Origin of the sequence: Ideonella aquatica (assembly GCF_018069755.1) — a bacterium.
GTDB lineage: Bacteria > Pseudomonadota > Gammaproteobacteria > Burkholderiales > Burkholderiaceae_C > Ideonella > Ideonella aquatica.
Genome location: NZ_JAGQDE010000003.1, coordinates 207,609 through 225,220, shown reverse-complemented (window position 1 = coordinate 225,220; position 17,612 = coordinate 207,609). Strand labels below are relative to the sequence as shown.

Below are 17,612 nucleotides of genomic sequence, written 5' to 3'. Positions count from 1 at the left end.
GAGGGGGAAGTCAGGCAGCGGCGTCGGCCGGTGTGGCCGGCATCGCCTCGAGGGTCTCGACGATGCGGTCATGCACCTGGTCGAGCAGTCGGTTGCGAGCCGCATCATAAGCGCGGGCCAGCGCATTGCCGAAGGCCATCGCATCGGCCGAGCCGTGGCTCTTGAAGACCAGGCCCCGCAGGCCCAGCAGCGCGGCGCCGTTGTACCCGCGCGGATCGACGCGCTTCTTGAAGCGGCCCAGCACCGGCAGCGCCGCCAGCGCGATCAGCTTGGTCCACCAGGTGCGGGTGAACTCTTCCTTGATGAACTGGGCCAGCGCATGGGCCAGGCCTTCCGAGGTCTTCAGCGCCACATTGCCCACAAAGCCGTCGCAGACCACCAGGTCCACCGTGCCGGTGAAGATGTCGTTGCCTTCGACGTTGCCGATGTAGTGGATGTGGCCGTCGGCCCCGGCAGCGCGCAGCAGCTCGCCGGCACGCTTGATCACGTCGGAGCCCTTGATGACCTCGGCGCCGATGTTGAGCAGGCCCACGGTGGGATCGGGCTTGCCGTCGATCGCGGCCACCAGGGCGCTGCCCATGACGGCGAACTGCAGCAGGTGCTCGGGCGTGCAATCGACGTTGGCGCCCAGGTCCAGCATCGTGGTGTAGGCGCCCTTTTCGTTGGGCAGCACCGAGGCGATGGCCGGGCGGTCGATGCCGTCCAGGGTCTTGAGCAGGTAGCGCGCCAGCGCCATCAGTGCGCCGGTATTGCCGGCCGACACGCAGGCGTCGGCGCGCATGGCGCCGGAGTCATCCGGCTTGAGCTGGGAGATGGCCACGCGCATCGACGAGTCGCGCTTGCGGCGCAGAGCCACTTCCACCGGGTCGTCCATGGCCACCACTTCAGTGGCCTCGACCAGGGTGCAGCGGCTCCAGCCGGCCGCCTCGCGCAGGGCATCTGCCTGGCCAACGAGCAGCAGCTCGGCCTGGGGGTGGCTGTCGAGGAAGGCGCGGCAGGCCGGCAGCGTGACCGACGGGCCATGGTCGCCGCCCATGCAGTCGACGGCGAGGCGCACGCGCTCGAGCGGCTGGAAGTTCAGGCGATGGGTCACGGGCAGCGCAAAGCCGTCAATGCACGCACGAACGCGCCTGGGCCGTGGCGGCACAGGCGAGGTTCAGCAGGCGATGAGGGCAGGACCGGGGCATCGAACGCGCCAGCCGGCCCGGGTTCAGGGCAGCAAGGCTCGGCATGGGATGCCGACCCGGCAGCATACTCAGGATCAGGCCTCGGCCTTGCCCTTCAGGACCTTGCGACCGCGGTAGAAGCCGGTCGGGCTGATGTGATGGCGCAGGTGCACTTCACCGGTGGTCGGCTCGATCGCGGTGCCCGGGTTGGTCAGCGCGTTGTGCGAGCGGTGCATGCCGCGCTTGGAGGGCGACTTCTTGTTCTGCTGGACGGCCATGGAAATCTCCTGGGGGCGCCTGGAACCACCGGCGCCGCGATGCGACGCACTGGCAGGACCCGCGCGTGCGGCTCAAGACACCGGGTTGCCCCGGCCGGCCGCCGTGAATGTTGGAAAAAGGGTGGTCTTCCGGGCCCGCGAGACGCCGCAGCAGCGACACCCCTGAGTCGGGAAAGCCCGAAAGTATAGCACGCAGGGCGTTCACTCGCCAGCGCCGCGCCCACCCTGCCCTTTCAGGGCCGCCAGCACGGCGAACGGGTTGGGGCGCTCGTCCTCGGGCTCGTCGTCATGGGCAGGCGGCAAGGGCAGCGGCTGTGGGCATTCGGCATGACGGGGCACCAGTGGCAACGCCAGCAGCAGTTCGTCCTCCACCAGCTCGCGCAGGTCCAGCGCGCGCTCCAGCGACAGCACGTCGTCTTCCAGCTCGGCGTCCAGCGCCGCTGCCTGCTGCTCGTCGGCGACAAAGCGCAGTGCGCGGTCCAGCGCCACGGTCTCGTCCACCGGCGCCAGGCAGCGCTGGCAGCACAGCGCCAGGCGCACATCAGCCTTGAGCTGCAGCCAGACCTCGGCGGTGCCGCCGGGCAGCGGGCGCAGCTCGCCGCGGGCCTGCCAGTGCACCAGTGCGCCGGCCGAGGCCTCGGGCACCGCCGACTCGGCCAGCCGCGGCAGCGAGGCCAGCGGCCAGTCGCCGGCCAGCTCGCCGTGCTCGGCGGCAAAGGCGGCCATGTCCAGCTTCAGGGGATCGTGCGGCCTCGACTTCGGTTTCATGCGCTCAGTGTACGAGGCCGATGGGAGAATTCCGCCATGACCGCCCTGCCCCCGCTGATCCTGGGCTCGACCTCGCGCTACCGGCGCGAGCTGCTCGAGCGCCTGCGCCTGCCCTTCACGGCCGATGCGCCGCGCGTCGATGAAACGCCGCTGCCCGGCGAGGCCCCCGCCGCTCTGGCCACCCGGCTGGCGCTGGCCAAGGCGCGCGAGGTGGCGGCGCGCCACCCCGGTGCGCTGGTGATCGGCTCCGACCAGGTGGCCGATGTGGATGGCGAGGCGATCGGCAAGCCCGGCAGCCACGAACGCGCTGTGGCCCAGCTGCGCCGCATGAGCGGCCGCGCGGTGGTGTTCCAGACGGCCGTGGCCGTGGTGCGCCCCGACACCGGTTTCGAGCAGGTCGAGCGGGTGCCGGTGACGGTGCGTTTTCGAGCCCTGGATGACGACGAGATCGAGCGCTACCTGCGGCTGGAGCAGCCCTATGACTGCGCCGGCAGCGCCAAGTGCGAAACCTTGGGCATTGCGCTGCTGTCGGCGATCGAGTCCGATGACCCCACCGCCTTGGTCGGCCTGCCGCTGATCCGCACCAGCGCCCTGCTGCGCGCCGCCGGGCTGGATCCGGTGCGCCAGGCCCGATGAGCAGGTCGGACGGCCGCCTGGTGCTGGTGCCCAGCACGCTGGACCTGCAGGCTGCGCCCACGCCGATCACCGAGGTGCTCAGCCACGGCGCGATCGCCCGCGCGGCCGGCATCGAGCACTGGGTGGTGGAAAACGCCAAGGCGGCACGCGCCTTTCTCAAGCGCGTCGGCGAAGTCGTGCCGCTGGCGCGGCCCCTGCAGGCCTTGCAACTGGTGGAACTGCCTCGTCCGCGCAAAGGCGCCCCCGCCGACGACACCGACCCGAAGGCCTGGGCATCCCTGCTGGCGCCCGCGCTGGCCGGCCAGACGCTGGGTCTGCTGTCGGACGCCGGGCTGCCGGCCGTGGCCGACCCCGGCGCGCGGCTGGTGGCTGCGGCGCATGCGCACGGTGTGGTGGTGGAGGTACTGGCGGGGGCCTCGTCGCTGACGCTGGCGCTGGCCGCCAGCGGCCTGAACGGCCAGCGCTTCGCCTTCGAGGGCTATCTGCCGCAAGACAGCGGCGAGCGCGCACGCCGCGTCAAGACACTGGAGCAGCGCTCGCGCCAGGAGGGCCAGACCCAGTTGGTGATCGAGACGCCTTACCGCAACCAGGCGCTGGCCGATGCGCTGCTGGCCGCGCTGCAACCCGCCACGCGGCTGTCGCTGGCCTGCGGACTCACGTCGCCCGGCGGGTTCTGCGCCACCCGCACCGTGGCCGATTGGCGGCGCCAACCGCCGGTGCTGCCCGACACGCTGCCGGCCGTGTTCCTCTGGCTGGCCTGATCAGCGGCGGCGCGTGGCCAGGGCCCCCAGCGCCACACCCACCGCATCGGCCACAACATCGCCCCACGAGGGCTCGCGATCCGGGGTCAGCGATTGCAGGCCCTCGATCAACCCGCCGAAGACCAGCAGGCCGGCGGCCAGCATCCAGCCTCGGGCGCCGGCACGCCAGCCCACCAGCCACAGCAGGGCAAAGGCCGCCGCGTGGCGCAGTTTGTCGGCCTGGTCAAACCAATCTTCCGCGCCCGCATTGGGACGCACCGCCAGCCACAGGATGACCAGCAGCGCGCCGACAAAGAGCGCGCGCCAGGTGCCGGTGCGCGGCACGGCAATCAGGCTTTGCCGCCGCCCAGCAGCGAGGCCACCTTGCGCTTGGGCCGGATGTTCGGCGACACGCGGGCAGCGGCGGCGGTTGGCGCCGGCGCGGTGGTCTTGTCCTTCTCCCAAGCGGCCGGCTCGGCGCGCTCAGCGGACTCGTAGGGCTTGTCGAAGAACGGATCGCGCGAGGCGCTGGGCACAGCGCGGCGCGGCGCCGGCTCGGCGCTGCGGCGCTCGGCCGGGGATTCGTCGTCATCGCGGCGGCGCGGCGGGCGGCGCGGGCGATCGTCGTCCAGCTCGATGGCTTCCAGGTCGATTTTCTTTTTGATCAGCTTCTCGATGTCGGCCACCAGGCGGCTGTCATCGCGCGTGACCAGCGTGATCGCCACGCCCGAGGCGCCGGCGCGGCCGGTGCGGCCGATGCGGTGCACGTAGTCCTCGGCGTTGAAGGGCACGTCGAAGTTGAAGACCGCCGGCAGGTCGGCAATGTCCAGGCCACGGGCGGCCACGTCGGTGGCCACCAGCAGGTCGACCTCGCCGGCCTTGAACGCCGCCAGCGACTTCAGGCGCTCGTCCTGGCTCTTGTCGCCGTGCAGCGCGGCGGTGCGCAGGCCGTCGCGCTCAAAGGAGCGGGCCAGGCGGGCCGCGCCCAGCTTGGAATTGACGAACACGATGGCCTGCTTCAGCTCGCGCTGGCGCAGTTGCTGGCGCACCACCGCGCGCTTGTCGTCATCCGAGACGCTGTAGAAGCGCTGCTCCACAGTGGAGGCGGTGGCATTGGGCCGCGCCACCTCGACCAGCACCGGGTCGTGCAGGTAGCTGTTGGCCAGCTTCTTGATCTCGGGGCTGAAGGTGGCCGAGAACAGCAGGGTCTGGCGGTTGCCCTTGGGAAGATAGCTGAGGATGCGCTGCAGATCGGGCAGGAAGCCGATGTCCAGCATGCGGTCAGCCTCGTCGAGCACCACGTACTCGACCTGGTTGAGCACACAGTTCTTGGCCTCGATGTGGTCGAGCAGCCGGCCGGGGGTGGCGATCAGGATCTCGACACCGCGCTTCAACTCGGCCGTCTGCGGCTTCATGTCCACGCCGCCGAAGACCACCGCGGCGCGCAGCCCGGTGTGCTTGCAGTAGGCCTTGACGTTGTTGGCCACCTGGTCGGCCAGCTCGCGGGTGGGCGCCAGCACCAGCGCGCGCACCGGGTGGCGGGCGGGCGAGGCGCTGCTGTTCTCGTGCCGCATCATCTTTTGCAGCAGCGGGATCGAGAAGGCCGCGGTCTTGCCGGTGCCGGTCTGGGCGGCGCCCATCACGTCGCGGCCGGCCAGGACGATGGGGATGGCCTTGGCCTGGATCGGCGTCATCGTCGCGTAGCCCTGGTCGTCGACGGCGCGCAACAACTTGGCGTCCAGCGGCAGGGTGTCGAAACGGGCGGGGGGCGCGGATTCGGCCTCCGGCGCTGGGCTGGCCACGCTGGCCTGAGATTCGGGGTTCATGTCCCCCAATTATCGCCGCTTGGCCGGCTTTTGCCTGTTTACACTGACGGGCTGCCCCCTGCGGGCGCCTTTTTCCAACGCATCCGACGGGAGTCATCACCGTGTCTTCCCCCCGCAAGGGCATCATCCTGGCCGGCGGCTCCGGCACCCGCCTGCACCCGGCCACGCTGGCGATCAGCAAGCAGCTGATCCCGGTGTACGACAAGCCGATGGTCTATTACCCGCTCAGCGCGCTGCTGCTGGCCGGCATCCGCGAGATCCTGCTGATCAGCACGCCGCAGGACACGCCGCGCTTCCAGCAGTTGCTGGGCGACGGCAGCCAGTGGGGCCTGTCGCTGCAGTACGCCGTGCAGCCCAGCCCGGACGGCCTGGCCCAGGCCTTCCTGATCGGCGAGTCCTTCCTGGGCGACTCACCCAGCGCGCTGGTGCTGGGCGACAACATCTTCTTCGGCCATGACCTGGGTCGCCGCATGGAGCTGGCCTCGGCGCGCGAAGAGGGTGCCACCGTGTTCGCCTATCCGGTGACCGACCCCGAGCGCTACGGCGTGGTCGAGTTCGATCGCGAGGGCCGGGCCGTCAGCCTGGAGGAAAAACCGAAGCAGCCGCGCAGCCGCTTCGCCGTCACCGGGCTGTATTTCTACGACCGCCAGGTGGTGGCGCGCGCCAAGTCGCTGCGGCCCAGCCCGCGGGGTGAACTGGAGATCACCGACCTCAACCGCCTGTACCTGGAGGCCGGCGAGCTGGATGTGCAGCGCTTCGGCCGCGGCGACGCCTGGCTGGACACCGGCACCCACGACAGCCTGCTGGAGGCCAGCGCCTTTGTGCAGACGCTGGAAAAGCGCCAGGGCCTGAAGGTCTGCTGCCCCGAGGAAATCTGCTGGCGCCAGGGCTGGATCAGTGACGCCCAGTTGGAAGCCCTGGCCGCCCCGCTGGCCAAGAGTGGCTACGGCCAGTACCTGCAGCAGATCCTGCGCGAACGCGTGTATTGATTCCTTGAAACGCTCATGATTCTTGTCACTGGCGGCGCCGGCTTCATCGGCAGCAATTTCGTCCTCGACTGGCTCGCGCAGAGCGACGAGCCCGTCATCAACCTCGACGCCCTCACCTACGCCGGCAACCGCGCCAACCTGGCCTCGCTGGACGGCGATGCGCGGCATGTCTTCGTGCATGGCGACATCGGCGAGCGCGCGCTGGTCGATCAGTTGCTGGCCACCCACCGCCCGCGCGCCATCGTCCACTTCGCCGCCGAGAGCCATGTGGACCGCAGCATCCATGGCCCGGGCGCCTTCATGAAGACCAATGTCGAAGGCACCTTCACGCTGCTCGAGGCCGCGCGCGGCTTCTGGAACACGCTGGACGGTGCCGACAAGGCCGCCTTCCGCTTCCACCACGTCAGCACCGACGAGGTCTACGGCTCGCTCAAGCCCACCGACCCGCCCTTTGCCGAGACGAACGCCTACGAGCCCAACAGCCCCTACAGCGCCAGCAAGGCCGCCAGCGACCACCTGGTGCGCGCCTGGCACCACACCTACGGCCTGCCGGTGCTGACCACCAACTGCTCGAACAACTACGGGCCGCTGCACTTCCCCGAGAAGCTGATCCCGCTGATGATCGTCAACGCCCTGGCCGGCAAGCCGCTGCCGGTGTATGGCGACGGCCAGCAGATCCGCGACTGGCTGTACGTGAAGGACCACTGCAGCGGCATCCGCGCGGTGCTGGCCGGCGGCCGCGTGGGCGAGACCTACAACATCGGCGGCTGGAACGAGATGGCCAACATCGACATCGTCAAGACGGTGTGCGCGCTGCTCGACGAGCTGCGCCCTGACCCCGCCGGCCCCTACGCCCGGCTGATCACCTACGTCACCGACCGCCCCGGCCACGACCGCCGCTACGCGATCGACGCGCGCAAGATCGAGCGCGAGCTGGGCTGGCGCCCGGCCGAGACCTTTGCCACCGGCATCCGCAAGACGGTGCAGTGGTACCTGGACAACGCGGCCTGGGTGGCCGATGTGCAGAGCGGTGCCTACAAGGACTGGATCGGCACCAACTACAGCGCGCGATGAAGATCCTGCTGCTCGGACAAGGCGGCCAGGTCGGCTGGGAGCTGCAGCGCGCACTGGCGCCGCTGGGCGAAGTCATTGGCCTGGACCGCCACAGCCGTGAGCTGCACGCCGACCTCGGCCAGCCCGAGGCGCTGGCCGCCACGGTGCGTGCGGTGCGGCCTGATGTCATCGTCAATGCCGCCGCCCACACCGCAGTGGACAAGGCCGAGAGCGAGCCCGCGCTGGCCCAGGCGATCAACGCCGACGCCCCCGGCGTGCTGGCCCGTGAAGCCGCCGCGCTGGGCGCCACGCTGCTGCACTACAGCACCGACTACGTCTTTGACGGCAGCGGCCACGCGCCGCGCGATGAGGACGCCGCCACCGCCCCCTTGAGCGTCTACGGCCGCAGCAAGCTGGGCGGCGAACAGCAGATCCAGGCCAGCGGCTGCCGCCACCTGATCCTGCGCACCAGCTGGGTCTATGCGGCACGCGGGGGCAACTTCGCCAAGACCATGCTGCGCCTGGCGGCCGAGCGCGAGGCGCTGAACGTGATCGACGACCAGATCGGCGCCCCCACCGGCGCCGAGCTGCTGGCCGATGTCAGCGCGCAGGCACTGCGCACACTGCAGCAGCGCCCCGAGCTGGCCGGTCTGTACCACTGCGTGGCCGGCGGCGAGGTCAGCTGGCATGGCTACGCGCGCCATGTGATCGAGTGGGCCCGCGCCCAGGGCCGGCCGATCAAGGTGGCGCCCGAGGCGATCCGCCCCATCCCCACCAGCCAGTACCCCACGCCGGCGCAGCGGCCACTGAACTCGCGGCTGGACACGCGCCGGCTGCAAGCGGCCTTCGGCCTGGTGCTGCCGCATTGGCAGACCGGGGTGGAGCGGATGCTGGCCGAGCTGCCCTGATCAGCCGGTCTGGCTGGCGCGCCAGTCGGCCGCCAGCAGGCCGTAGCAGTGAACGTCCAGGTGCCGGCCATCGGTGCTGCAGTGCTGCTGGTGCAAGACGCCCTCGGGCCGGAAGCCCAGCGTCTCATGAAAGCGCATCGACGCGGCATTGCCCTGCAGCACCTGGCCGCAGATCTTGTGCACCTGCTCCACCGTGAACAGCTCGGCCAGCGTGGCCGCCCCCATGGCCCGGCCGGTGCCGCGCGGCGCGTCGGGCGCCGCATAGAAGCCCCACTCGCACACGCCGCCGAGCTGCACGCCACTGAGGTGCATGAAGCCCTGCGGCCGGCCGTCGCGCTCAAACAGGTACAGGCGCCGGGTGGCATCGGCCTGCTGACGCTGGAACCACTGGGCGTGCTCCTCGGCCGTGATCTCGTGGGTGGTGAACATGTGCTGGCGCACCGCGGGGTGGTTGCGCCAGGCGCGCACCAGCGGCAGGTCCTCGGCCCGCAGCGGCCGCAAGCGGTCAGTGCTCATCGCCCAGGCCCCTCGTCCAGCAGGGCCTCCACCACGCGCGCGGCCCCCAGGCCATCGCACAGCGCCGCCGCCGCCCGCGACAGGGGCTGCAGGCGCGCCGGCTCGGACAGCGCCTGCAGCGCCGGCACCAGCGTCTGCGGCAGCTCTTCAGGCCCGCCCAGCGACAGTGCCGCGCCCTGGGCCGCCAGGGCCCGGGCGCCCGGCACCTGGTTGTCGGCCAGCACCAGCAGCAGCGTGGGCAGACCCAGGCAGCAGCGCTCCCAGGCGCTGCCGCCGGCTGCGCCCAGCGCCAGGTCGGCGCTGGCCAGCAGGCTGGCCATGTCGGGTTCGTTCAGGCGCAGCTCGGTGGGCAGCGGCAACGCGGCCAGTGCCCGGCGCACCTGCGCCAGGGTCTGGGCCTGCGGTCCCAGCACCACGGTGACGCGCGCCAGCGGCAACGCCGGTGCCGGCGCCAGTGCGGCCAGGCAGCGTGCGGTGGCCCCGCCCGGGTCGGAGCCGCCCATGCTGATCACCAGGTGGCGCAGCTCGCCGTTCGCCCTGCGCGCCAGGCTGGCTGTCCGCCGCTCTGCGAACTCGGGCCGCAGCAGCGCATGGGTTGGCCCGATCAGGCGGCGCGCCGTGGCAGGCACCAGCGCGTCGTAATCGGTGGCCTGCCGACCCAGGTTCTGGTCCAGCAGCAGGTCCACGTCGTGCGCCCGGTCGGCCAGGTCATCGATCGCCGCCACCCGCGCGGCCGGCCCGCGCCAGGGGCGCTCCCAGTCGGCTGCCAGGCTGTAGTGGTCCACCAGCGCCCAGTCCAGCGGCGCCGCACCACGCCAGTCGGCGCTGGCCTGCAAGGTCTGCAGCGCATCCTGCGCGGGTGCGACCGCCTCGGGCGGCAGCAGGCGCAGGCCGTGGCCCCGCGCCTGGACCAGCTCCCCCAGGTTGCCGGGCGCTTCACGGCAGACGAAAAGCGCCTCGCCGCCGCGGTCGCGCCAGGCCTCGGCCAGCGTCAGCGTGCGCATCACATGGCCGGCACCCAGCGTGGTCGAGGCATCGGCCCGGACCAGCAGACGGCGGCCACGCGCGTCCATCAGCCCAGCAGGCGGCGCAGCGCGGCGATGACCGTGCCCTGCTCGGCCTCGGTGAGCGTGGGGAACATCGGCAGCGACAGCGCGTGGGCGTAGTAGGCCTCGGCCACCGGGAAGTCACCGCGCGCAAAGCCCAGGCGGCGGTAGTGCGGCTGGGTGTGCACCGGGATGTAGTGCACATTGACGCCGATGCCCGCAGCGCGCAGGCCGTCAAACAGGGCGCGGCGGCTGACAGCGGTGCGCGCCGGATCGACCTGGATCGGGTACAGGTGCAGCGCCGAATGGGCATCGGGCGACTGCCAGGGCGTGATCAGCGGCAGGCCGGCCAGCTCGGTGTCGTAGCGCTGCGCGATCGCATGGCGGCGCGCCACCGAACCCTCCAGCTGGCTCAGCTGGGAATGACCCAGCGCCGCCTGCAGGTCGGTCAGGCGGTAGTTGTAGCCCAGGTCGATCTGCTGGTAGTCCCAGGGACCGTCGGGTTCGCCCTCCATCAGCGCGGCATCGCGGGTGATGCCATGGCTGCGCAGGCGCTCCATGGCCTGAGCCAGTACCGGGTCATTGGTCATCGCCATGCCGCCTTCGGCGGTGGTGATGATCTTCACCGGGTGGAAGCTGAAGACGGTGATGTCGCTGTAGCGGCCGTTGCCCACCGGCTGACCGAGGTAGCTGCCGCCCACGGCGTGCGAGGCATCTTCGATGATGCGAAAGCCGTAGCGCTGGCCCAGCGCGTGGATGGCGACCATGTCGCAGCTCTGGCCGGCCAGGTGCACCGGCACCACCACCTTGGGCAGCGTACCGGCGGCCTGGGCGGATTGCAGCTTGGCCTCCAGGGCCACGACGCTCATGTTGTAGCTGCGCGGATCGATGTCGACGAAATCGACCGTGGCGCCGCAGTACAGGCCGCAGTTGGCCGACGCCACGAAGGTGATCGGGCTGGTCCACAGCCGGTCACCCGGCCCCAGACCCAGCGCCATGCAGGCCAGGTGCAGCGCGGCCGTGGCATTGCACACCGCCACACCATGGCGTGCGCCCACCCGGGCGGCCAGCGCCTGCTCAAAGCGCGGGATCGCCGGGCCTTGCGTGATCCAGTCCGAGCGCAGCGCCTGGACGACCGCGGCAACGTCAGCGTCCGTGATGTTCTGGCGACCGTAGGGAATCATCAGATGTTGCCGATCTTGTGGGCGTTGACGGCCACCCACTCGCGCAGCTGCTCGATGCTCATCCATTCGCCGTTGTTGTCGCTGGCGTACTCGAAGCCTTCAGGAACCTTGACGCCGTCCTTGATGCGCTCGCTGGTGGTGTCCCAGTTGTGGATGGCCGGCAGGATCTTGAAATGCTCCGGGTACTCGTAGGTGTAGAACGAGTCCTCGGGGCTGATCATCTGCTCGTGCAGCTTCTCGCCGGGGCGGATGCCGACGATCTTCTGCGTGGCCTCGGGAGCGACGGCGGTGGCCAGGTCGGTGACCTTCATCGACGGGATCTTCTTGACGTAGATCTCGCCGCCCACCATGTCCTCGAAGGCGTGCCAGACCAGCTCCACGCCCTGCTCCAGCGAGATCATGAAACGGGTCATGCGGGCATCGGTGATCGGCAGCACGCCCTGGTCGCGGATCGACAGGAAGAACGGGATGACCGAGCCGCGCGAGCCCATCACATTGCCATAGCGCACCACCGCAAAGCGGGTGTCATGGCCGCCGGCATACGAGTTGCCAGCGACAAACAGCTTGTCCGAGGCCAGCTTGGTGGCACCGTACAGATTGACCGGACTGGAAGCCTTGTCGGTGGACAGGGCCACCACGCGGCGCACGCCGCGGTCGATGCAGGCGTCGATCAGGTGCATCGCGCCCAGCACATTGGTCTTGACGCACTCGAAGGGGTTGTATTCGGCGGTGGGGACGATCTTGGTAGCCGCGGCGTGCACCACCAGATCGACGCCGTCGAGCGCGCGGTACAGGCGCTCGCGGTCACGCACGTCGCCGATGAAGAAGCGCACCCGCGGGTCGCCCTGGAACTTCTTGGCCATCTCCCACTGCTTCATCTCGTCGCGTGAGTAGATGATGATCTTCTTCGGGTTGTACCGGGCCAGGGTCATCGGCACGAAGGTGTTGCCGAAGGATCCGGTGCCGCCGGTCACGAGAATGGCCTGATTGCTGAGCATGGTGTCCTGCGAGGCTGGAAAAAGAATTATCTCGCCGCGTGGCGGCCCGGGCCAGAGCGACCCGGCCGCCCATCAGCGGCGGAAGATCAGCCAGCGCGGCGTGCGGAAGCTGACGATGCGGGAGTACAGCGTCACGTAGATCAGCGCAAAGGTGACGAGCAGAGCCGCCTGGATGGCCGAGCTGTGCCAGCTCAGCATCGCTGGCGCCAGCGGCAGCGAGCACAGCACCCACAGGTAGGGCGAGGTCAGCGAGTTGCGCCGCGTGCGCTGACGCGGGTCCTCGCTGCCCACCGCCCATCGCATCAGGCGCTTGAAGACCAGCGAATGCAAGTGAACGCCATCCGGATGGCTGGCGTGGTGGCCGCGCACCACGACCCGGCGGTAGATCGAGAACAGCGTCTCGAATACCGGGTACACGCACACCACCAGCGGGAACAAGGGCGAGACCTGGGGGTTGCGGGCGATCAGCAGCACCCCCAGCTCAGCCACCAGGAAGCCCAGGAAGTAGGCGCCACCATCGCCCAGGAAGATCTGCCCGGCCGGGTAGTTCCAGAGGAAGAAGCCCATGATGGCACCGATGCCCGCCAGCGCCAGCGTGACCAGTGCGCTGTCGCCCACCTGGAAGGCCACGTAGGCGATGGCGGCCAGCATCAGCATCGAGCACATCGACGCCAGGCCATTGAATCCGTCAATGATGTTGACCGCATTGGCGATGCCAGCCACCGCCGGGATGGTCAGCACCAGGGCACCGACCGTGGAGGCGGCCACCCAGTCCAGGCCCGGGATATCGGTGCGGCGCACCAGCGCGTCCACCAGCCAGGCTGCCAGCGCCGCCGAGGCGGCAGTGGCCAGCAGGCGGCGCGCCGGGCTGACCGATTTCAGCAGGTCTTCGATGAATCCGGCGGCGAAAGCCGGCACCGCCGCCAGCATCAGCAAGGTACCGAAGGACAGGCCGGGGCCCTCGCGCGCATCGATCAGGATCACGCCGGCCAGAACGCCACCAAAGATGCCCATCCCGCCAATGCGCGGCACCGGCGTGGCATGGATCTTCTGCGGACCCGACAGGTCGTTGTCGTGCGACAGGTGCGCGAAGTGCCGTGACGATCTCACCGCGATCAGGGTCAGGACCCAAGCCGCCGTGAAGGATGTCAACAAGATCTCCATCCCGACATCTTACCGTCACGTCCAGGGTCGGCCCCTACAATGGCGGGCTTGATCCGGCGACGCGGTCCCGGTCGTGAACATATTCCTGTCAACGATGCGCCTGCCCTTCTCCCTCGTCCCCGTCGTCCAGCGCAGCCTGCCGCTGGTTATTGCGACCCTGCTGGGGCTGGCCGCGCCAGCGCTGCAGGCGCAAAGCGGCAGCTCGCTGAGCAACAGCCTTGGATTGCCCAACGTCACCGGTGGCTACGTCGGGCCGGTGCTGGGCAACAACGGCAATACCGGGAGCACCGGCTCGGGCCTGGGCAGCAGTTACGGCGGCACCGGTGTCGGCAGCAGCACCTACGGCACACAGGGCGGCAGCATGGGCATGCCGGCGACGCAGTCGCCACAGGTGCCCCAGCAGGCGCTGGACCCCCGCCTGCAAGGCCGCCCGGGCGGTCTGCGCACCCTGCAGGCCTCGCCCAATCAGCGGCCCGGCTTGTCGGCCAATGGCCAGCCCTGGCTGCCCGAGGCCGTGCCCTACGTGCCCGGCGAGTTCGAGCAGTACGTGCAGCGTCTGGCCATGCCGGTGCCGGTGCGCCGCCTGGGCGCCGAGCTGATGCAGCCCGACCTGTCGGCCGCCGACCCCTTGCCGGTGGTGCCGGCCGACTACCTGGTGGTGCCGGGCGACGAGCTGGCGATCACGGTCTGGGGCTCGGTCGATGTCGACACCCGCGTGCAGGTCGACCGCTCCGGCCGCATCACGCTGCCGCGCGCGGGCAGCGTGATGGTGGCGGGCACCCGCTACAGCGAATTGCCCGCCCTGCTGAACCGCCAGCTGGGCAAGGTGTTCCGCAACTTCAACCTCAACGTCTCGCTGGGCCAGCTGCGCGGCATGCGGGTCTACCTGACCGGCTTTGTCGCGCGGCCGGGAAGCTATGTGGTCGGTGCACTGTCCACGGTCTCCTCGGCACTGATCCAGGCCGGTGGCCCCACCGCGGCCGGTAGCTTCCGCCGCATCGAGCTGCGCCGCCGCGGCCAGGCACCGGTGGCCTTCGATCTCTATGACCTGCTGGTCAGTGGCGACCGCCGGGCCGACCAGGTGCTGCAGCCCGACGATGTCGTGCACGTGCTGCCGGTCGGGCCGCAGGTGGCGCTGCTGGGCAGCGTCAATCAGCCGGCCGTGGTCGAGCTCAAGCCAGGCGAGACGCTGGAGAGCGCGCTGAAGATGGTGGGCGGCCTGTCCTCGGTGGCCGACGTCAACCGCCTGTCGATCGAGCCGCTGGACGACCGCAGCGGCGCCCGCGTCTTCGACGTGCCGCTGGCCGATGCCGCGCGCCGCCCGCTCGGACGGGGCGACGTGATCACCGTGCACAGCGCGATCGACCCGCGCCAGCCCACGGTGCGCCAGAACAAGCGCGTGGTGATCGAGGGCGAGGTGCTGCGCCCCGGTGTCTATGTGCTGCCGGCCGCCAGCAGCCTGGCCGACCTGATCAACCAGGCTGGTGGATTCACCGCCAACGCGTATGTCTTCGGGGCCCAGTTCACCCGCGAGACCGTGCGCCAGGCGCAACTGCTCAACTACGACCGCGTGCTGCGTGACCTGGAGGTGGACATCACCCGCGCCAGCTCCACCCAGCGCATTGCCACCAATGACGAGGTCAAGGCCCAGGAGGCCCGGGCCGACGCCGCGGCACGCCTGGTCGAAAAGATGCGCAATCTGCAGCCCGACGGCCGCCTGGTGCTGCAGTTGCCGGCTGACGCCGGCAGCCTGCCGCCGATGCAACTGGAGGACGGCGACCGTCTCTATGTGCCGGCCCGACCCACCTCGGTGGGCGTGTTCGGCAGCGTCTTCAACACCGGCAACTTCGTCTTTGACGGCAGCCACAGCATTGGCGACTATCTGAAGATGGCCGGCGGCCCCACCCGCGGCGCCGACAAGGAAGCCGCCTTCGTGCTGCGCGCCAATGGCAGCGTGGTCAGCAACCTGCAGGGCTCGGGCTGGTTCAACAATGGTCCGCTGGCCTCGATGCCGGCGCTGCCGGGCGACACGGTCTTTGTGCCCGAGGAGATGAACAAGACCACCCTCCTGCAGGACGCCAAGGACTGGACGCAGATCCTCTACCAACTGGGCCTGGGCCTGGCGGGTCTGCGCTCGGCCACCAACTGACACCCCGTGGCTGAGCCTGCAGCGCAGTCAGCCGCGTTCTTTTTTCATCAGTCCAAAGAAACGATCCCGCCATGTCTCAGAAAAAAGTTGCCTTGATCACGGGTGTGACCGGCCAGGATGGCGCCTACCTCGCTGAGTTCCTGCTGAAGAAGGGCTACGAGGTGCATGGCATCAAGCGCCGTTCGTCGCTGTTCAACACCGACCGCATTGACCATCTGTACCAGGACCCGCACGTCGACGGCCGCAAGTTCATCCTGCACTATGGCGATCTGACCGACTCCACCAGCCTGGTGCGCATCATCCAGAAAGTGCAGCCTGACGAGATCTATAACCTGGCAGCGCAGAGCCATGTGGCCGTGTCCTTCGAGGAGCCCGAGTACACCGCCAACGCCGACGGCATCGGCGCGCTGCGCATCCTGGAAGCCATTCGCATCCTGGGCTTGACCCGGAAGACCCGCTTCTACCAGGCCAGCACCTCGGAGCTGTACGGCCTGGTGCAGGAGATCCCCCAGAAGGAGACAACGCCCTTCTACCCGCGCAGCCCGTACGCGGTGGCCAAGATGTACGCCTACTGGATCACGGTGAACTACCGCGAGGCCTACGGCATCTATGCCTGCAACGGCATCCTCTTCAACCACGAGAGTCCGCTGCGCGGCGAGACCTTCGTCACCCGCAAGATCACCCGCGCCCTCAGCCGCATTGCGCTGGGTCTGCAGGACTGCCTGTACCTGGGCAATATGAGCGCGCTTCGCGACTGGGGTCACGCTCGCGACTACATCGAGATGCAGTGGCTGATGCTGCAGCAGCAGCAGGCTGAAGACTTCGTCATCGCCACTGGCGTGCAATACAGCGTGCGCCAGTTCGTGGACTTCGCCGCCAAGGAGCTGGGCATCACGATCGAGTTCAGCGGCGAGGCCGAGACCGAGGTGGGCACTGTCAAGTCCATCGAGCCGGTGGATGGCGAGATCAAGGCCAAGTGCAAGGTGGGCGACGTGATTGTGCGGGTGGACCCGCGCTACTACCGCCCCACCGAAGTGGAGACCCTGCTGGGCGACCCCGCCAAGGCCAAGACCAAGCTCGGCTGGACGCCCAAGACCAGCCTGCAGTCGCTGGTGGCCGAGATGATGGAAGCCGACTATGCGACCGCCCGCAAGGACAGCCTGGTGAAGCTGGCCGGCTTCCAGACCTTCGACCACCACGAGTAAGCCATGAGCGCGATCGCAAAGGACGCCACCATCCTGGTCGCTGGCGCGCGCGGCATGGTGGGCAGCGCGCTGGTGCGCCGCCTGCAGGCAGGCGGCTACAGCCGCGTGCTGGCGCCGGTGCGCGCAGAGCTCGACCTGATGGACACCGCAGCCGTGCATGCCTACCTGGCACAGCACCGGCCCGACTATGTCTTCATCGCCGCAGCCAAGGTGGGCGGCATCCAGGCCAACAACACCTACCGCGGCGAGTTCCTGTTCAACAACCTGAGCATCCAGAACAACCTGATCCACGGCGCCCACCTGGCAGGCGTGCAGCGGCTGATGTTCCTGGGCAGCAGCTGCATCTACCCCAAGCTGGCGCCGCAGCCGCTGAAGGAGGAGTACCTGCTGAGCGGCGCGCTGGAGCCCACCAACGAGCCCTACGCGATTGCCAAGATCGCCGGCATCAAGCTGTGCGAAGCCTACAACGCGCAGTATGGCCGGCAGTACATCAGCGTGATGCCGACCAACCTGTATGGCCCGAACGACAACTACGACCTGGCCAACAGCCACGTGCTGCCGGCACTGATCCGCAAGGCCCATGAATCCAAGCTGCGCGGCGAAACCGAGTACGTGGTGTGGGGCACTGGCACGCCGATGCGCGAGTTTCTCTACGTGGACGACCTCGCCGATGCCTGCGTGCACCTGATGGAGCAGGGCTATGACGGCCCCCTGGTCAACATCGGCACCGGTCAGGATGTGACCATCCGTGAGCTGGCCGAGACGGTGATGCAGGTTGTGGGCTTCGGCGGTCGCATCGTTTTCGACAGCTCCAAGCCCGATGGCACGCCACGCAAGCTGTTGGATGTATCGCATCTGGCCGCACAGGGCTGGAAGGCGCACACCACGCTCCGCGAGGGCATCGCCCTGGCCTACCAGGATTTTCTCAGCACGTTGGATCCGGCCCGCCGCTGACATGCGCGGCGTGCTCGGTCCGCCTAGCCGAT

18 protein-coding genes are annotated in these 17,612 nt (G+C 69.3%); 8 read left to right on the top strand and 10 right to left on the bottom strand.

The window, feature by feature from the left end:
* Positions 1-10: 10 nt before the first annotated feature.
* The 3 genes from plsX to KAK06_RS05290 form a co-directional block, all read right to left on the bottom strand.
* Entirely contained in the window at positions 11-1,036 is a 1,026-nt protein-coding gene (gene plsX, locus KAK06_RS05300) for a phosphate acyltransferase PlsX (protein ID WP_247652682.1), read from the bottom strand.
* A 225-nt stretch (positions 1,037-1,261) separates the two neighbouring features.
* Positions 1,262-1,444, bottom strand: coding sequence for a 50S ribosomal protein L32 (rpmF, locus tag KAK06_RS05295; RefSeq protein WP_210800878.1), 183 nt, complete (start codon positions 1,442-1,444; stop codon positions 1,262-1,264).
* Positions 1,445-1,645: 201 nt separating this feature from the next.
* A complete protein-coding gene (locus tag KAK06_RS05290; RefSeq protein ID WP_210800877.1) occupies positions 1,646-2,212 on the bottom strand; it encodes a YceD family protein in 567 nt (188 codons plus the stop codon).
* 36 nt (positions 2,213-2,248) lie between these two features.
* Between KAK06_RS05290 and KAK06_RS05285 the strand changes: the two genes are divergently transcribed.
* Complete coding sequence (locus KAK06_RS05285) at positions 2,249-2,848, top strand: Maf family nucleotide pyrophosphatase (RefSeq protein ID WP_210800876.1); 600 nt, start codon at positions 2,249-2,251, stop codon at positions 2,846-2,848.
* The gene (locus KAK06_RS05280) at positions 2,845-3,609 is read left to right on the top strand and encodes an SAM-dependent methyltransferase (RefSeq protein ID WP_210800875.1); all 765 of its coding nucleotides are present in this window, start codon (positions 2,845-2,847) and stop codon (positions 3,607-3,609) included. The genes KAK06_RS05285 and KAK06_RS05280 overlap by 4 nt, the downstream gene beginning before the upstream one ends.
* Here KAK06_RS05280 and KAK06_RS05275 read toward each other — a convergent pair whose 3' ends face one another.
* Together KAK06_RS05275 and KAK06_RS05270 are read right to left on the bottom strand one after the other, a co-directional pair.
* Positions 3,610-3,933: a VanZ family protein gene (locus KAK06_RS05275; RefSeq protein ID WP_310741041.1), complete on the bottom strand. Its 324-nt coding sequence runs from the start codon at positions 3,931-3,933 to the stop codon at positions 3,610-3,612.
* A 5-nt stretch (positions 3,934-3,938) separates the two neighbouring features.
* Positions 3,939-5,414, bottom strand: a complete 1,476-nt coding sequence (locus KAK06_RS05270; RefSeq protein ID WP_210800874.1) for a DEAD/DEAH box helicase — start codon at positions 5,412-5,414, stop codon at positions 3,939-3,941.
* Between the two features lie 101 nt (positions 5,415-5,515).
* Here KAK06_RS05270 and rfbA point away from each other — a divergent pair, with 101 nt between their 5' ends.
* Genes rfbA through rfbD form a run of 3 tightly spaced genes read left to right on the top strand, consistent with a single transcriptional unit; the run spans position 5,516 to position 8,364 of the window.
* Positions 5,516-6,403 carry a glucose-1-phosphate thymidylyltransferase RfbA gene (rfbA, locus tag KAK06_RS05265; RefSeq protein WP_210800873.1) on the top strand — a complete coding sequence of 296 codons (888 nt, stop codon included), beginning with the start codon at positions 5,516-5,518 and terminating at the stop codon, positions 6,401-6,403.
* A 15-nt stretch (positions 6,404-6,418) separates the two neighbouring features.
* Entirely contained in the window at positions 6,419-7,477 is a 1,059-nt protein-coding gene (gene rfbB, locus KAK06_RS05260) for a dTDP-glucose 4,6-dehydratase (protein ID WP_210800872.1), read from the top strand.
* Positions 7,474-8,364, top strand: coding sequence for a dTDP-4-dehydrorhamnose reductase (gene rfbD, locus KAK06_RS05255; RefSeq protein ID WP_210800871.1), 891 nt, complete (start codon positions 7,474-7,476; stop codon positions 8,362-8,364). Before rfbB ends, rfbD begins: the two co-directional genes overlap by 4 nt.
* Here the strand turns inward: rfbD and pseH are convergent, their stop codons facing one another.
* From pseH to KAK06_RS05230, 5 genes are all read right to left on the bottom strand, one after another.
* A complete protein-coding gene (gene pseH / locus KAK06_RS05250) occupies positions 8,365-8,880 on the bottom strand; it encodes a UDP-4-amino-4,6-dideoxy-N-acetyl-beta-L-altrosamine N-acetyltransferase (RefSeq protein ID WP_310741040.1) in 516 nt (171 codons plus the stop codon).
* A complete protein-coding gene (gene pseG, locus KAK06_RS05245; protein WP_210800870.1) occupies positions 8,877-9,953 on the bottom strand; it encodes a UDP-2,4-diacetamido-2,4,6-trideoxy-beta-L-altropyranose hydrolase in 1,077 nt (358 codons plus the stop codon). The genes pseH and pseG overlap by 4 nt, the downstream gene beginning before the upstream one ends.
* Positions 9,953-11,110: a UDP-4-amino-4,6-dideoxy-N-acetyl-beta-L-altrosamine transaminase gene (pseC, locus tag KAK06_RS05240; protein ID WP_210800869.1), complete on the bottom strand. Its 1,158-nt coding sequence runs from the start codon at positions 11,108-11,110 to the stop codon at positions 9,953-9,955. Before pseC ends, pseG begins: the two co-directional genes overlap by 1 nt.
* Entirely contained in the window at positions 11,110-12,108 is a 999-nt protein-coding gene (gene pseB, locus KAK06_RS05235) for a UDP-N-acetylglucosamine 4,6-dehydratase (inverting) (protein WP_210800868.1), read from the bottom strand. The genes pseC and pseB overlap by 1 nt, the downstream gene beginning before the upstream one ends.
* 72 nt (positions 12,109-12,180) lie before the next feature.
* Entirely contained in the window at positions 12,181-13,272 is a 1,092-nt protein-coding gene (locus KAK06_RS05230) for an MraY family glycosyltransferase (RefSeq protein ID WP_210800867.1), read from the bottom strand.
* 73 nt (positions 13,273-13,345) lie between these two features.
* Here KAK06_RS05230 and KAK06_RS05225 point away from each other — a divergent pair, with 73 nt between their 5' ends.
* From KAK06_RS05225 to KAK06_RS05215, 3 genes are all read left to right on the top strand, one after another.
* Positions 13,346-15,421, top strand: coding sequence for an SLBB domain-containing protein (locus tag KAK06_RS05225; protein WP_210800866.1), 2,076 nt, complete (start codon positions 13,346-13,348; stop codon positions 15,419-15,421).
* A 71-nt stretch (positions 15,422-15,492) separates the two neighbouring features.
* Positions 15,493-16,626: a GDP-mannose 4,6-dehydratase gene (gene gmd / locus KAK06_RS05220; RefSeq protein ID WP_210800865.1), complete on the top strand. Its 1,134-nt coding sequence runs from the start codon at positions 15,493-15,495 to the stop codon at positions 16,624-16,626.
* A 3-nt stretch (positions 16,627-16,629) separates the two neighbouring features.
* A complete protein-coding gene (locus KAK06_RS05215; RefSeq protein ID WP_210800864.1) occupies positions 16,630-17,580 on the top strand; it encodes a GDP-L-fucose synthase family protein in 951 nt (316 codons plus the stop codon).
* The last annotated feature ends 32 nt before the right edge of the window (positions 17,581-17,612 follow it).